Annotated in this window: 14 protein-coding genes; 9 read left to right on the forward strand and 5 right to left on the reverse strand. The window is 36.4% G+C overall.

Annotated elements, in window-relative coordinates; genetic code table 11:
• The first annotated feature begins 119 nt into the window (after positions 1-119).
• Together DW114_RS12260 and DW114_RS12265 are read left to right on the forward strand one after the other, a co-directional pair.
• Positions 120-1985 carry a transglycosylase domain-containing protein gene (locus DW114_RS12260; RefSeq protein ID WP_117454046.1) on the forward strand — a complete coding sequence of 622 codons (1866 nt, stop codon included), beginning with the start codon at positions 120-122 and terminating at the stop codon, positions 1983-1985.
• Between the two features lie 264 nt (positions 1986-2249).
• A complete protein-coding gene (locus DW114_RS12265; RefSeq protein ID WP_117454047.1) occupies positions 2250-3434 on the forward strand; it encodes an NlpC/P60 family protein in 1185 nt (394 codons plus the stop codon).
• Between the two features lie 144 nt (positions 3435-3578).
• Here DW114_RS12265 and DW114_RS12270 read toward each other — a convergent pair whose 3' ends face one another.
• Complete coding sequence (locus DW114_RS12270) at positions 3579-4688, reverse strand: N-acetylglucosamine-6-phosphate deacetylase (protein WP_233511367.1); 1110 nt, start codon at positions 4686-4688, stop codon at positions 3579-3581.
• Positions 4689-4835: 147 nt separating this feature from the next.
• Between DW114_RS12270 and DW114_RS21995 the strand changes: the two genes are divergently transcribed.
• The 4 genes from DW114_RS21995 to DW114_RS12285 all read left to right on the forward strand — a co-directional run bounded on the left by DW114_RS21995 (position 4836) and on the right by DW114_RS12285 (position 10195).
• The gene (locus DW114_RS21995) at positions 4836-4961 is read left to right on the forward strand and encodes a hypothetical protein (RefSeq protein ID WP_255411871.1); all 126 of its coding nucleotides are present in this window, start codon (positions 4836-4838) and stop codon (positions 4959-4961) included.
• Between the two features lie 36 nt (positions 4962-4997).
• Complete coding sequence (locus tag DW114_RS12275; protein ID WP_117454048.1) at positions 4998-5699, forward strand: response regulator transcription factor; 702 nt, start codon at positions 4998-5000, stop codon at positions 5697-5699.
• 12 nt (positions 5700-5711) lie between these two features.
• Entirely contained in the window at positions 5712-7874 is a 2163-nt protein-coding gene (locus tag DW114_RS21695) for a sensor histidine kinase (RefSeq protein WP_158552254.1), read from the forward strand.
• A gap of 107 nt (positions 7875-7981) precedes the next feature.
• Positions 7982-10195, forward strand: coding sequence for a GGDEF domain-containing protein (locus DW114_RS12285; RefSeq protein ID WP_117454050.1), 2214 nt, complete (start codon positions 7982-7984; stop codon positions 10193-10195).
• 25 nt (positions 10196-10220) lie between these two features.
• Here DW114_RS12285 and DW114_RS12290 read toward each other — a convergent pair whose 3' ends face one another.
• On the reverse strand, positions 10221-10544 hold the full coding sequence (locus tag DW114_RS12290) for a cyclic-di-AMP receptor (protein WP_002606956.1): 324 nt from the start codon (positions 10542-10544) through the stop codon (positions 10221-10223).
• 178 nt (positions 10545-10722) lie between these two features.
• Here DW114_RS12290 and DW114_RS12295 point away from each other — a divergent pair, with 178 nt between their 5' ends.
• Positions 10723-11571 carry a patatin-like phospholipase family protein gene (locus DW114_RS12295; RefSeq protein WP_117454051.1) on the forward strand — a complete coding sequence of 283 codons (849 nt, stop codon included), beginning with the start codon at positions 10723-10725 and terminating at the stop codon, positions 11569-11571.
• Positions 11572-11643: 72 nt separating this feature from the next.
• On the opposite strand, the gene DW114_RS12300 is transcribed toward DW114_RS12295, so the two are convergent.
• Positions 11644-12537: an AraC family transcriptional regulator gene (locus DW114_RS12300; RefSeq protein ID WP_117454052.1), complete on the reverse strand. Its 894-nt coding sequence runs from the start codon at positions 12535-12537 to the stop codon at positions 11644-11646.
• A gap of 98 nt (positions 12538-12635) precedes the next feature.
• Here DW114_RS12300 and DW114_RS12305 point away from each other — a divergent pair, with 98 nt between their 5' ends.
• Positions 12636-13511: a PHP domain-containing protein gene (locus tag DW114_RS12305; RefSeq protein ID WP_117454053.1), complete on the forward strand. Its 876-nt coding sequence runs from the start codon at positions 12636-12638 to the stop codon at positions 13509-13511.
• A 146-nt stretch (positions 13512-13657) separates the two neighbouring features.
• Here the strand turns inward: DW114_RS12305 and DW114_RS12310 are convergent, their stop codons facing one another.
• Positions 13658-14530, reverse strand: coding sequence for a LysR family transcriptional regulator (locus tag DW114_RS12310; protein ID WP_117454054.1), 873 nt, complete (start codon positions 14528-14530; stop codon positions 13658-13660).
• Positions 14531-14639: 109 nt separating this feature from the next.
• Here DW114_RS12310 and DW114_RS12315 point away from each other — a divergent pair, with 109 nt between their 5' ends.
• Entirely contained in the window at positions 14640-15812 is a 1173-nt protein-coding gene (locus DW114_RS12315; protein ID WP_117454055.1) for a M20 metallopeptidase family protein, read from the forward strand.
• Positions 15813-15846: 34 nt separating this feature from the next.
• On the opposite strand, the gene DW114_RS12320 is transcribed toward DW114_RS12315, so the two are convergent.
• Entirely contained in the window at positions 15847-16122 is a 276-nt protein-coding gene (locus DW114_RS12320) for a type II CAAX prenyl endopeptidase Rce1 family protein (protein ID WP_117454056.1), read from the reverse strand.
• Between the last annotated feature and the right edge of the window lie 93 nt (positions 16123-16215).

The raw sequence follows: 16215 nt of genomic DNA on the forward strand, positions 1-16215 counted from the left end.
CAAAAATATCATATTCCACTTTTATAATATCGATTTTGCATTAAATTTGGCATTTTTCCATACCATTTCGTTTAGAAAGACATAAAATTGCTCACACTAAGACATGAAGAGGTGGCGCTATGAAACTATTTAAACGTATCATTTTTTGTTTCACTTTTCTTATCCTGACTGCTTTGATTCTTTTGTATGGCATTGCCTACATGGATACTTTGTCTTTAGATGAGCAAAGAAAGAATATCACCATCTATGACAAGAATGGAGATATCATGTATGAATCCAATTTTAAGAAAGATATGAAGTGGACAAAGATTGATGATATTCCAGAGTTTATTCAAAAAGCATTTGTCAGTGTGGAGGATAAACGTTTTTATTCCCATGCCGGCTTTGATCCTATTCGGATATCCAAAGCCCTGCTTACTGATATCAAATCCAAAAGCATTGTGGAAGGTGGCTCTACCATCACACAACAATACGCAAAGAATTTATTTCTAACAAATGAACAGACCCTATCCCGCAAGGTTCAGGAAATGTATTATGCTGCGCGTTTAGAAATGCAATACAGTAAAGAAGAAATTTTGGAGGGATATTTAAATACAGCATACTTTGGGCATGGCATCTATGGCATCAATGCTGCATCCCATTATTTCTTTGACAAGGATATGAAGGATTTAAGTGTTGCCCAGGTTGCGATGTTGATTGGAATACCCAATGGACCAAGTATCTATTCCCCATTTCTTCATCCAGACAATGCCCTGCAGCGGGAACATTTGATTCTGGGTATTCTAAAAAACAATCATCTGATTGATGATGCTACTTATCAATCTGCCATGGAAGAACCTTTGACTTTATCCACCAAAGAAGAAACCAAGACCAGCGGCATCAACCAGTACTACATTGACGCAATCATTTCTCAACTGAATCAAATGCACATTGATTTAAATCAGGAAATCAAAATTGATACCTATTATGACCCTGATGCCCAGCAGGCGTTATCCACAGCAATTCAAAACAATACCAGCGCAGATAATGAACTGGAAGTTGCTGGTATCATTACCCAGCCCTTCACTGGAAATATCTTGGCATTATCCGGTGGAAAAGATTATACGATTTCACAATACAACCGGGCAATACATTCTTCCCGTCAAATTGCCAGTACAGTAAAGCCACTGTTATACTATTGCGCGCTTCAACAAGGTTTTACGCCATCCACCCAGTTTTTATCTCAAGAAACAACCTTCCCACTTGGTGAACATGATGAATACAAGCCACACAACTACAACAATCAATATCCGAATCAGAAAATCAGCATGATCAATGCTATTGCGATGTCAGATAATATCTATGCTGTCAAAACACATTTGTTTCTGGGTATCGATACACTACATAAAGCACTGCTTGATTTTGGTATCACCCAATCACAGCCAAATGCCAGTGAAGCGTTAGGCTGTGTGAATATGTCAGTTAGTGATTTAAGTGGCATCTATAATACCTTTGCCAGTGAGGGGCTTTATATAGAACCCTCCATGATTGCTCGTATCACCAATAAAGATGAAGTACTATATGAACGCAAAGTAGAACCCAAGCGTTTGTTACAGCGTGATGAAACCCTAGTGCTTGATCAGATGTTGACAGCAACCTATGATATCAAAAACAAGACCTATGGCCTGCCTAGTATGTATGGCTCCAATCCAAATGTGAAAGTTGCGGTAAAATCAGGTACCAGTGACTGGGATTCCTGGGTGATGGGATTTAATCCAGAATATACTATCGGGGTGTGGAGTGGCTTTGATGATAATCGTGATTTAAGCAAAGACTATTACATGGTTTCCAAAAATATCTTCAAGCAGAGCTTTGATACCCTGTATGCTCACAAAGATGGCATCTGGTATCAGCCAAGTGACAACATCATACAGCGCAAGGTGAATCCTGTTACTGGAGAAGATGCACAGGATGGAAGTATCTACTGGTATCTCAAAGAGCGATGAAAACGTTATCATGACTGTTTTTGGCTAAAGGTAGTGTACATTTCGGTAATATTGTCTATAAATTTGTGAATATTGTGTGAAATTCAAAAAAATTTGAAAAATATTTTTTTATTTTTGAAATTCCTCAAAATCCTTTGATTATCGACTCATTTTAGGTTTTATACCCACTCCAAAAGTGACAAATTCGTAAGTTTCAACTATTTTTGGGGTTGCAAAGCGTTTGGGCGTTTGTTACAATGAGGGCGTTGATGTCGAGGTGATAAAATGAATTTTATTGAAAAAAACGCTAAAAAAGTCGCATTATTCCTATGCTTTGCTACAGCAGGTACTGCGGTAACCACTGCGTATGCAATGGAAAATTCTACAGGATGGAAAGGTAACGGAGCAGACAGAGTTTATATAAACGCAAATAACGAAAAGGCAACTGGCTGGCTGACTCTTGAAGATGGTGTTTACTTCTGTAACGATGAAGGACACCCAGTAACAGGTTGGCAGACAATCGAAGGAAAGAAATATTTCTTCGACGCAAATGGTATTAAACTATCTGGTGTACAGATCATTGAAGGTCGTCAATACACATTTAGTAAAGACGGAGATCTGTTGAACGGATGGAATACTGAAAAAACATCTTACTTCAACGAATTCGGTGATAAAGTAACTGGTCTTCAGAAGATTGATGACAAATCATATCTGTTTGATGACAAAGGTGCAATCAAAACTGGATGGCAGGAAGTTGACGGAAAGAAACTGTACTTCAATGCTGATGGTTCATTAGCAACCGGAAAAACAAAAATCGGTGACAAAACTTACACATTTAATGATGATGGTACATTAAACGTAGGTTGGGTAAAAAAAGGTAAAGAAAAATTCTATTATGACAAGTATGGTAATATGACAAAAGGCTGGAAAACAATCGATGGTGATAAATATTACTTCGATAAAAAAGGTCAGATGTTATATGACTGTGATGAATATGCAGGATACAAATTTGCTAAGAATGGTGTAGCTACACCAATCGAAGAAGATGAAGAAGAAATGGAAGATCAGATTGATGACAATGGAAATGTTGTTGAAACAGCTTCTAGAGGCAACAGCTCTTCTAAATCAAGCTCAAATTCTTATAAAGCAAACGTTGGTAATGCAGATGGTTCTATCTATTCAGCTGCAATGTCCCAGTTAGGTGTTAACCAGGACTGTACAGCATTAGTTAGTAACTCATTGGCTGCTGCTGGAATTTATTTCCACGGATGGCCTGCAGAATACTTAAGTCTTGGACCTACAGTATCTTACTCACAGGCACAGCCTGGTGATGTATTGGTTTACAATGGTCACGTAGCAATCTATGCTGGTGATGGTATGGCAGTACACGGTGGTTTCAACGGAAATCAGACTGTTCTGTTCTCTGTAAACTGTAGTTCTGGAGCATTCCAGGTAGTAAGACCTCAGTAATATGTATAAAAGAACGCGATATGCGTTCTTTTTTTTATTTATATCCTACTTTTTATCCATTCTCAGCAATGTTTATGATAAATACAGGTATTTGTTTACCTGACAGTAAAACATCCCTCAAACGCCTTAAAAACAAAAGAAGCACTACAACATGCTTCTTCCATTGATAACAACTTCTTTTAATTTTAAATGATGATCTAAAATTACCAGATCAATCTTTTTACCCAAACCAATTTCATGAGCATACGTCTTTAACTTCTTTGCGGCATTTAAAGAACACATATCCACACATTCCATTAAATCAAAATGCAGTTCCTTGTACAAATACGTAAATGTTGATAATAAATCACGACATCCCCGTTTCAGTTCCCCATCCATATACACAGCACCATTGATAATACTGACATGCTCATCTATTGGATGAACACCATGGGTATCTAATCCAGCAAATTTACTATCTGATATTGCGGTGATTCGCTTACTTCCAATCATTGGTATCATCCATTTCAGCATATATGGCTGTACATGAATGCCATCCATAATGACTTCACATAAACAATCACCTAAGAAAATCGCATCCATCATGTTTTCTTTATGATGATCCACATGCGGCATTGTATTGCCCAGATGTGTAATCTGATCAGCACCATTATCAAAAGCTTCCATCACTTCATCATAACTGGCTTTGGTATGTCCCAAAGATACCTCTACACCATATAAATGCAATAAACGAATTGCTTCCTGTGCATTTTCTACTTCCGGTGCAATTGTCATAATCGCAATGTCCTCATGATACTTCCCTAAAAAAGTATCCAGCTCACCAATATTTACAGGACGGATATCTTTACGATTCATAGCCCCATTCATATCTGGATTCAGATAAGGTCCCTCCAAATGAAGCCCCATATATCTTGCGCCTTTATAAGAACCACGAAATGCTGTACGATAGGCTTCAATCAATGGTTCATATTCCTTTAAGGAACGTGAAGCCAGCGTTGGACAAAACGCTGTCACACCTAACTTAGGATATAGCATCGCTAATTTCAACAGCTCTTGAATATCTGTAGTATCTGCGCTGATACCCATACAGCCATGTGTATGAATATCCACAAAGCCTGGCAATGCCAAATCACTTTCCATTTTTGGTGTCTTATAATCTATTCTTTCCACAAACCCGTCTTCCAGATAAAGATCACCAAACACCAGTGTTCCATCCTGGAAAAACTTTACATTTTCTATCTTTTTCTTCAACATAAACACCTCTTTATTAGTATTGTATTGCATACTTCCCCCTTTTACAAGAAATATTTAAATGCTTTCTTTAGAAAATCTTTCGTTTTTCTTCCCTTTCCTCTTTAGAACTGTTTTTTATAATAGAAGTGAACATAAGGGAGGGATTTTATGAATGAGATACTGTTTTATTTAGGGGTCGCCAGCCTTTTTATTGCTTTTTCCATCACACTTGCGATTTCCCTGTGTATCGACCATATTCAGGAAAAACGATATCGCCATACTTCTCGCTGGTAAAATATTGTATAATAAAATAAAAGCGAGGGGTTTTCCATGAATGAGACAATTTTAATCGTAGAAGATGAAGTAGAAATTGCGAATGCAATTGAAATTTATTTAAAGAATCAAGGATATCAAACATATATCGCAGGCGATGGCAAGGCTGCTTTGGATATTCTTGATCAAAAAGAAGTACATTTGGCAATCGTTGATATCATGATGCCAATTATGGATGGAATCACTTTTACCATGAAAGCAAGAGAGCGTTTTGATTTTCCAATCATTATGTTATCAGCAAAAAGTGAGGATATTGACAAAATAACCGGTTTAAATATCGGCGCAGATGATTATGTAACCAAACCTTTTACACCTATGGAGCTATTAGCAAGAGTCAATGCACAGTTGCGGCGCTATAAACGTTTTCTTTCCATCGCAAAACAGAAAGAAGAAATGAAGGATGTTTGTATCCTGGGTGGTATTGAACTGCATAAAGACACAAAAGAAGTGTATGTCGATGGCGTACTCAAACAGCTGACACCTATTGAATTTAAAATTCTTCAGTTGTTTATGGCATCTCCAGGACGTGTTTATTCCAGTGAAGAAATCTATGAAAAAGTCTGGAAAGAAGATGCTATCAATACAGAAACGGTCATGGTACATATCCGAAATCTGAGAGAAAAAATAGAACTGGACCCGAAAAAGCCACGATATATCAAAGTCGTTTGGGGTGTCGGTTATAAAATTGAAAAACAATAAAGGATGATGAACATGAAAAAAAATCAACACCCAGCAAGGCTATTCCTGCTGGTCATCATAGGTCTTATGGTATTTATGTTACTTTCCATGGGGCCAAGCAATAATTCTGCCACAATGAAGGCTGAAGCAACACGACAGGCAATCATAGAAGAAACAGAAAAAAACTCACCACAGATTTTTGCGGAGCGATACAATGATGAATTTGAAACACATGTAGGCAGATGGATCGTATCTTCCTATATCAGCTATTTGGATTCAGAAGCATTAGAAGGCCGCCGATCTTTCTTCAAAGATACCCACTACCTGTATACAAGCTCTTTACAAGTTATTGATCGAGTATTAAATGACTATCTTGGGGAAAATAATGGAGATAGTTTAAATGATTTTAATTTAATTGGCTATTATGTTGTGGATACCACAGATGATAAAACAGACCACCATATCACAAACAGCCAAAAATACAAAGAATATGTATCCAAAGATACCAGCATCACAAAGAAAGATAACACATGGTTTATCGTCATACAGTTTGATAAAGATGGAAAACTAAAGGTCACAAAAAGCTATAATAACACCCGTTCTTTAGTCATACAAAATAGTTATGAAGAGCAGCTACATGAAATTCTAACATCAATTTCAAATAATGATGATACACTTGCCAACCTTGAAGTCAATGATATAAAAAATATGACATTTGCCTTTATCGTTACGGAAGATATGGGTTTAGTTTCCACAGACCCTGTATATGATGAAAGCGCAGTTCATCTAGTTTATCATGATGAAATGTTAAATTCACAAAATATGTATTTCACAATGTCTATGTTTATCCTCATCGCCTTTGTGGCATTCTATCCTCATAAACGTATCAAAGAAACAAAATTCTATCGTACACTCATGTCTTTGCCAATTGAACTTATGGCATTCAGCTTAATGATTGTTTTGATTTTGATTTATACGCACACTCTATCACTAGGGGGAGATGCTGCTTCCGCACTCGGTGCTTTCTTTATCTTCCCAATCGCGTATCTTTTAACGATGCACCTAATCTTCTTCTTCAAAGAAGTAAGTACTATGGGACTAAAGAATGCTTATCTGCAATATTCTCTGATTCATAACGATATGAAAGAAATCAAGAAAATTTTAATTGAAGTTTATCACTATCTGGCAAACGATAACTTGGAGCCAACAGATAAAGGGCTGTTACGCATCATTTTCCTTATTTTATTAAATCTGTTGTTAATTGTATTGTTTAACAGCTTAGGATTATTCTTCTATATACCATACATTATTTGCCTGTTTTTAATCATATTCCGAAAGAATCAACGCCGCATTGAGGATTTCTTAAAAGTAAAAGAACTGACAACCAATATCTCCAATGGGGATTTTGAGGAAGCGGTGGAAAAGGATAACTTAGGTGTTTATGAACCATTGAAGGGTGATTTGATCAACATCCAGCAGGGCATTGAAGAAGCCGTAGAAAAAGCTATGGTTTCCCAGCGTATGAAAAATGAACTGATTACCAATGTATCCCATGATCTAAAAACACCTTTAACGGCTATTATCAGCTATATCGATCTATTGAAAAATGAAAATATCACAGAAGAAGAACGTAAGAACTATCTGGAAATCTTAGAGAAGAGTGCTGATCGTTTGAAACATCTGATTGAAGATTTATTTGAAATGAGTAAGGCAAACAGTGGCAGTATCACTCTGGATTACATGGATGTCGACTTAATTTCATTATTGAAACAGGTAGAAATGGAATGTCAGAATGCCTTTAATGAAAAACATTTAATCATCAAGCATCATTTCTCTGATGAAAAGGTATTATTACCATTAGATCCGCAAAAAACCTGCCGTATCTTTGAGAATCTATTAAGCAATGTTGGTAAATATGCTTTAGATCAAACACGAGTGTTCATTTCCGTCACAGATTTTGAAAGCCGTGTAGATGTTGAAATTAAAAACGTATCCAAAGAAGAAATTGATTATACACCTGATGAAATCGTAGAGCGCTTTACCCGTGGAGATAAATCACGCAACAGCGAAGGCAGTGGATTAGGCCTGGCGATTGCCAAGAGCTTTACAGAACTGATGAAAGGGCGTATGCATATCGATTTAGATGGCGATATCTTTAAAGTTACCATCAGTTTCTATAAAAACAACAATGCATAAGCTTTAAAAAGGGACATTTTGTCCCTTTTTCTATGTGATAAAACATTTTAAAATCCGCATTTTATGATAAACTTGTGATATAATAAAAGAAAAAAGCGGTGGTACGTATGAAAAAAGTCATCAATCATCCTAGTTTCCGATATCTTCTATTCGGTTTTTCGCTTCTTTTTCTCTTTATTTCGTTTTATGATTATAACCGTATCAGTGAAAAACATATTGAAACTGAAATGATTGAAATCACGGGGGAAAACAATCAACTGATTAATGGGGCAATTACCAATAAAATAAAGGATCAATTGGAAATCCTTCAAAATTACGCCAAGCTTATCGCATACCATGAGGATATCACAAGTAAAGAAGTATTTGATCTGCTAGAGCCATTAACGAAGGAAGATCTTTTCACTAACGTCGCCATTACCACACCTGATGGTATTTCCTATACCAGTCCAACACATACAAGCGATAACAGTGAACGTAAATTCTTTGTGGAAGGAATGAAGAGAAAAACGATCATCAGTGATATGATTACATCCAAAATCAGTAATGAACAAGTCATTGTGATGAGTGTACCTATCTATAAACAGGCAAAAGTCATCGGCGTATTACGGGTTTCCATGAGCACCACATTACTGCCGGAATATTTTAATCTGTCTTTTTTATCAGGCAACATTTCATCTTTTATTATCCAGCGGGATGGCGTGAATTTAACACCTAAGAAAAATTATTATAATTTCTTTCACATGCTGGAAAAAGATGAACGCAATAAAGAAATCGAAAAAGAAATGAAGGAAAAGCTGGCAAATGGAGATCATGGCTACATCACCTTCAAATTAAACAATAAAACACGTTATGCGTACTTCTCAGACGTGGAAGGCACAAACTGGTACCTGTTAAGCGTGCTTCCTCATTCGTATGTCACAGAGCGTATAAACCACAATTTAACGCATACACTTCTTTTAGCTGGCAAAGTTAGTGTCCTACTTCTCATCATTGGCATATACCTGTTATATCTCATGAATGAAAGCCGTAAAGAAGAAGTAAAAAATCAGGAAAAACTACATACCATCATATCCAATACACCAGGTATCAGTTTCAAACATAAGATACACAATCCAGCATCTATCCAATTCTTTAACGATAATCGAAAGCTGTATGCAGGCTACAGCAAGGAAGAACTTTTAGATCTCATTTCTACCGATTTATCCAGCATTGTATGGGAGGAAGATTTTCCTATCGTTGAACAGTTAAACCGTCCCCAGAAAAAAGGGACTGTCGTTTCTAATACATATCGTATCCCGCTTAAGAATGGACATATGCAATGGATTTTTGACCAGCGCCAAAGCGTTTTAGAGAAAGATCATACGATATGGCTGTATATCACAGTACTTGATGTCACAGGTATGCGTGAAACCCAGGAACGCCTGCGACTTAGTGAAGAGCGATATGCAATGATATTAAAAGAAACCCGTTCTATCCCATTTGAATGGAATGTCAAAGCAGATACCATTACCTTCTCTGATGCATGGACAAATACCTTTGCCCACCCGAAAGTAATCGACCATTTCCTTTCTGTCACAAACAAATACTTCAAAGACCGTGAATACACTTATATTCCTCTAATGGAAAATATGATTCGAGGACAATCCAGTGATCAAATAGAATGTATCCTTCCAAGTGGACATAATGAAAACATATGGGTCAAGATACATGCAAAAGCGCTATATGATAATAATGGCTTTTTGACCCGCATCATTGGCAGTATTTTGGATATCAGTGAAGAAAAAGAAAAAACATCCCGCTTGATCAAACAATCTCAAATCGATGGATTAACTGGTCTGTATAATCGTATTACGATAGAACATCTGATCAATGAAGCATGTCAAAACAATCCTGATTCCTCCCTTATCCTGTTTGTGATCGATGTGGATGATTTCAAGAAAGTCAATGATACTTATGGACATGCCAGTGGTGATGAAGCATTGATCAATGTATCCAAAGCTTTAAGGAAATGCTTTAGAAGTGATGATTTGATTGGAAGAATTGGCGGCGATGAATTTGTTGTATTGATGAAAGCCAATACGAATGTTTATAAAGAACTGCCAACACAAAAGATTTCCATGTTGAAAAATATGTTGTCAAATATTCATATCCAGAAGGATATCAATTTTGTGATTCACTGCAGTATTGGTATCTCTATTCATCCACAGGATGGTACGAATTATAAAGAATTATTCACATGGGCAGATCACTCCATGTATGAAGCAAAAAAACATGGCAAAAACACATTTGTTTATCAGCCAAAGAACACAGAAAAACCATGATCCTTACGACCATGGTTTCTTTTTATTATAATTTAATAAATTTCTCAACATCGATAACAAAGATTGTTGCGCCGCCCACCTGTACTTCTACAGGGAAGGAAGCATATCTTCCAATATCATAAGAAGCAGTACTTGGCACAACTTCTGTACGTCTTCTACTGTATTCGCCAATGACTTCGATTGCTCTTTCAATCTTATCATCATCTGTACCAACGATCAAAGTAGTATTACCAGCTCGTAAAAATCCTCCAGTTGTTGCAAGACGTGTTACCTGATAGTTTTCTTTCGTCAAAGCACTGGAAACAGCTGGGCTGTCATCGTTTGACATGATTGCTAATATTAACTTCATAATAATATTTCTCCTTTCTATTAGTATAGTCATATTTTATCACTTATCCATGTTTAGCACAATGATTTTTTTGCTTTCTGTGACTTTGTGAAGGATTTGTCTAAATGATTTTTAATCATCTTTTCATCGCTCTTCCCAAATTGTGCTATAATATACAAACGTAAAGGAAGTGAGCATCATGGAGAATGTAGGACTGGTATTAGAAGGCGGCGGCATGCGTGGATTTTACACAGCCGGTGTACTTGATTATTTTATGGAAAGAGGCTTTTATACCAATGGTGTCATTGGTGTCAGTGCTGGTGCATGCCATGGTTGTAGTTATGTATCAAAACAGATCAAGCGAAGCTATCGTATCAACACAGAATATTTAAATGATAAACGGTATATGAGTTTTCAATCTCTTGTGAAAACAGGTGATTTCTTTGGCGCAGAATTTGTATATGATACCATTCCAAATAAACTGGATGTCTTTGATTATGATGCGTATAATCAAAGTGGAATGAAGTTTTATGCGGTTGCCAGCAATCTAGAAACAGGCAGAGCAGAATATCTTCCATGTATCAATATGAAACATGATGTCATCTATGTACGTGCCAGTGCATCCTTACCACTGTTATCACGAATCGTGGAAGCAGATGGCATGAAGCTGCTTGATGGTGGATGTACCGACAGTATCCCAGTTAAAAAGTTTCAACAAATGGGATACAAGAAAAACATTGTGATCTTAACCCAGTGCAAAGAATATCGAAAAGGTAAAAACAACTTACTGCCTTTGATACGTAGAACATATCGTAAATATCCAAAGTTTGTGAAAGCTATGGAAGAACGTCATATTCATTATAACCGTACCCTGGATGAACTTGGTGTTATGGAAAAGGAAGGCAGCGTCTTTATCCTTCGTCCAAAAACACCTGTTACGATTGGGCGCTTAGAAAAAGATATAAATAAATTAACAGATCTCTACAATCAGGGATATGAAGATGCAAAGGAACAGTTTGAAAACATCCTAGCCTTTGTGAACAGCTAAAAACTACCACGAGGTTTTTTACCTCGTGGTAGTTTTTTCCTTACTTGAAAAAAGACATTGCAAAAATAGAGATTACATTGGCTCTTTTCCCTGCATCATTTTACGATATGCAAGTGCTGTCATATGAAACATCCGCTTAAATATTTTTGCGAAATAACTGGCATCCATAAAGCCACATTGTGCCGCAATATCTGTCACATTGAACGTGGTTGTCCCTAATAATTCACATGCTTTCATCAATCGATACTTCATCAAGATCTGCATAGGTGTTTCCTTGATGTTGCGTTTAAAGCATCGTTGTACTTCCCGTTCACTGATATTCACATGATGTGCCAAATCTTTCAAAGTTATTGGCTCATCATAATGCGTTTTTAAATAATTCATCATTTGTTTAATTCTTTCATCTTCTGGATATCTACTTTTTGAATATGATAAAGTTGATATATTCGCTTCTTTTAATATTGTTAAACATACCTTCATCAATTGTTCACGTGCAATAATTTCATATCCAAAGCTCTCTTCATGACATGCCATATAAGCAGATTCAATACAACTTGCCGTTTCTTTACCTAATACCATATAAGGAAGATTATGATTGGTAATGAGTGGTGTAATATATCGTTTATCATAGACGCTGCCTTCTGCGCCAAATAAATTTTTTGATATCACAAAAGAAAACGCAATACAGGTATCCTTGCTTGTTTGAATGACTTGATGTAAAACACCACCATTGATAAACAAGCCATCGCCGGGGCACAAATGGATACATGTTTGTCCCGCATAGACATCAAGTTCTCCATCTTTCACATAAATCATTTCCATTTCATCATGAAAATGCCATGGAATCTGTCTTGCCGCAAAATGCTCCATATCGTTATAATAAGCAGCAAGTGGAAAGCTATCTTCTACTATGACATTCAATTGTTTGTTCTGTGCATTCTTTTCTACACTGCATTCTATAATCATATTCTCACCTCAGTCGCTTTTATCCAATCTTTCGGCTATATTATTATAGATTTTATCAGAAATTGTCACTATAATACAAGTATCAGGAGGTTTTTCTTATGAATACAATTGATTTACATATGCATTCCATTTATAGTGATGATGGAGAATATACGCCAACCGAATTAATGAAAATGTGTAAAGATGCTGGTTTACAAATTGTCGCAATCGCAGATCACAACAGCACAAAAGCGATACCTGAGGCAAGAAACGCCGCAGAAAAGCTAAAGCTTACCTATATTCCTGCCATTGAATTAGATTGTACGATTCATGGTGTTGATCTTCATGTGCTAGGATATGGCATTGATGAAAACAATCAAGCCCTTTTGGATAACGCAGAATATGTCAAAAAGCAGGCACAGAATGTAGGAAAGGAACAGATTGAAAAAGTAAAAGCCTTAGGCTTTTATATTGATGAAGACGCATGTTATGCATTATCTCATGAAGGTGTGATTACAGGTGAAATCATCGCAGAAGTTGCCCTGCAGGATGAGCGAAACCATCCACTTATGAAAGAATATCTGCCTGGTGGCTCACGTAGTGATAATCCGTTTGTGAATTTCTATTGGGATTATTGTGCGCAGTCAAAGCCAGCATATGTGCCTATTCACTATATTTCATTAAAAGAAGCTGTGGATATGATTCATGCGGCTGGCGGTATCGCAGTGCTTGCACATCCTGGGAATAACACAAAAGAAAACTTATCCTTAATAGACGCAATTTTTGCTTATGATGTAAAAGGCATGGAGGTATACAGCAGTTATCATTCACCTGAACAGATTGCTTTCTACAAAGATTACGCTGAACAACATTATTTAATGATCACCATGGGCAGTGATTTCCATGGTAAAACAAAGCCAAGTATTGCATTAGGGGGTAGTCATTGTCCAGATACATCACTTTATGAAAACGCTATTTTATCCTTGATCAAATAAAAAGTACACTTCATCAGTGATCCTAAATAGGTACTTAAAATAAAAAAGAGATTTCAAAAATGACTGTACTTATCAATCATTTAGAAATCTCTTTTTGTATATACCCTAAAGTAATAAAAAATCTTCATCACCTAACACTTTTTTCTTTATATATGCATTTTCATATATCTAATCAATGCCTCTTCCCTTTCCTGTAAAACATAACCTTTTCGCTTCAGCCAATATCCACTGATCCATACATCCTCCTCTTTCAAAGGAAGATAACACATATCATCATCCTTTATAATCAAATTGCCTGCGGTGATGGATAGATATTTTCCACTTTGCAAGGCATCATGAAAACTTCCACGATCCGATACTTTCAACATATCCGGATGCTGGTGTAACCGTAACAATTCCATCAATTTATTCGTACTTGTATCGTCGTAACAAACAAAAGGATACTTTTTGATATCTGATAGTTTCATGGATGTTTTGTGTGCAGCTTCATGCTGTTTGGACATCAACACATAAACAGGCATATGCTCTTTTAAGATTTGATATTCACACTGATATTTAGCCGCATATTTTTGTATACGTTCCTCGCTTTTCCCTAACAAAAACACAATACCTAAGTGATCATTTTGCTGGTTTAACGACTGAAACACTTCTTCATTTCCCATCTCCCGAATCCGATCATTATAACGTTTTCCCTGTTGTGTAAATTGTAGAAAAACACGCATGATCAAGGGAGAATAATAACTGGCAAGATTGATATCTTTACAGGATGTTTGATTCAGATGATAGATATGATCCAGTTCTGTCAGGATCTTTTTACTACTGACAAGAAACGCTTTTCCCTCATCACTGAACTCAATGCCCTGATAATTTCGATTAATCAAAGTATATCCAAGTTCTTTTTCCAATGACTTGATCATCGTTGAAAGATATGGCTGAGATACATTTAATTTTCCTGCTGCCTCTTTGATAGAATGACATTTTGCGACCATACACATTATTTCTAAATGACGAAAATTCACATACCTCACCTCATTTATACTATAACATATTTGTTATATCCTATAAAACTTTTTGAATATCCTTTCCATTTATATCTATGTTATCATACATCTGAAAGGTGGGATTTTTATGACAAATATCTTACAAAAATCAAATGACATCAAACAACTTTTACAAACATGGCGCAAAGCCTTACATCAGATACCAGAAACGGGCATGCACCTGCCTAAAACAATCGCATATATCACAAAACAGCTAGATACCATGCAGATTTCCTATCGTATCCTTGACCATGGCGCAGGGATCCTGGCTCAGATTGGTATGGCTTCTTCTCCTTGTATTTTATTAAGAGGGGATATGGATGCTTTACCTATCAAAGAAGAAAGCGGAGAATCTTTTGCGTCAGTAAATGGCAATATGCATGCCTGTGGACATGATTTACATGCGACAATGTTATTAGGTGCCGCAAAGTTATTAAAAGAAAATGAAAATGAAATTCATGGTTGTGTAAAACTGCTGTTTCAAAGTGGTGAAGAAATAATGGCAGGTGCCAAAGCCGCAATACAGGATCATATATTAGAAAATCCTCATGTAGATGCTGGTTTTGCGACTCATGTTATCTCTAATATTCCAATTGGTGTCATTGCGTATGGAGAACATGCAGCTTCTTCTTCCACATTGTTTGAAATTCACGTGCAAGGAAAAGGCGGTCATGGATCCATGCCAGAACTATGTATAGATCCAATTCAGGCTGCTGTGATGATTTATCAAGGTTTTCAAGGCCTAATCGCAAGAGAATGTGGCGTTAGTGAAGAAGTTATTCTAACCTTTGGACAACTAAGCGCAGGAAACAGTACCAATATCATTCCTGATTCAGCAATATTAAAAGGAACTCTTCGTACATATGATAAAGAAAAGCGTGAATACATAAAACAGCGTATGCAGGAAATCATCCAGGGGATTGCCCTTACTACACGTACCACCATCACACTTGATATCTTAAATGAGATGGATGATTTACATTGTGATCCTGCGTTAAATGATTTTTTTGCGCATAGCATTCAGGAATTAAATTCAGACTTCAAAATAATCAATCAGTTACATACTGCCGCATCTGAAGACTTTGCCGCTATCGCAGAATGCATACCATCTAGTTATTTTGCGATTGGTGCCGCGATAGATACCCCTCAAAACTGTTATGGTCAACATCATCCAAAAGTACGTTTTCATGAAGATGCACTTGTGATTGGCTGTGCAGCTTACACAAAAGCAGCTCTTGATTATATAGATAAACAAAGCTAAGGGTAGTTTTAGCTTTGTTTTTTCATAAAGGATCTTAAACATTTTCCAATGTCATATCTTTTTTCTTTTTACAAAAATCATAAAGAAAATAAATAATACTGATACCCATAACTATCCACATGACATAATCCACAGACCCAAATTGTGTAAGAACTGCCATTGCATTGGCAAACATATGCAACATGATACCACTATAAATATCATGATTTTTCTCTCTTAAAGTATACGCCGCAATACTCAAAAGAAACGCCTGAAAGAAGCCATTTAATGAAAAATGTAAAAATCCAAAAATGAAGGCATGTGCCAACATCGTTTTCCTTCTTGTACTTAAAATGGTTGATTTAGCATGCAGTAAACAAAAAATGACGTAACCCTTTAACTACTGGATTACGTCATTTATATT

The sequence above is a fragment of the Absiella sp. AM09-50 genome (assembly GCF_003433845.1).
Taxonomy (GTDB): domain Bacteria; phylum Bacillota_I; class Bacilli_A; order Erysipelotrichales; family Erysipelotrichaceae; genus Hoskinsella; species Hoskinsella hominis.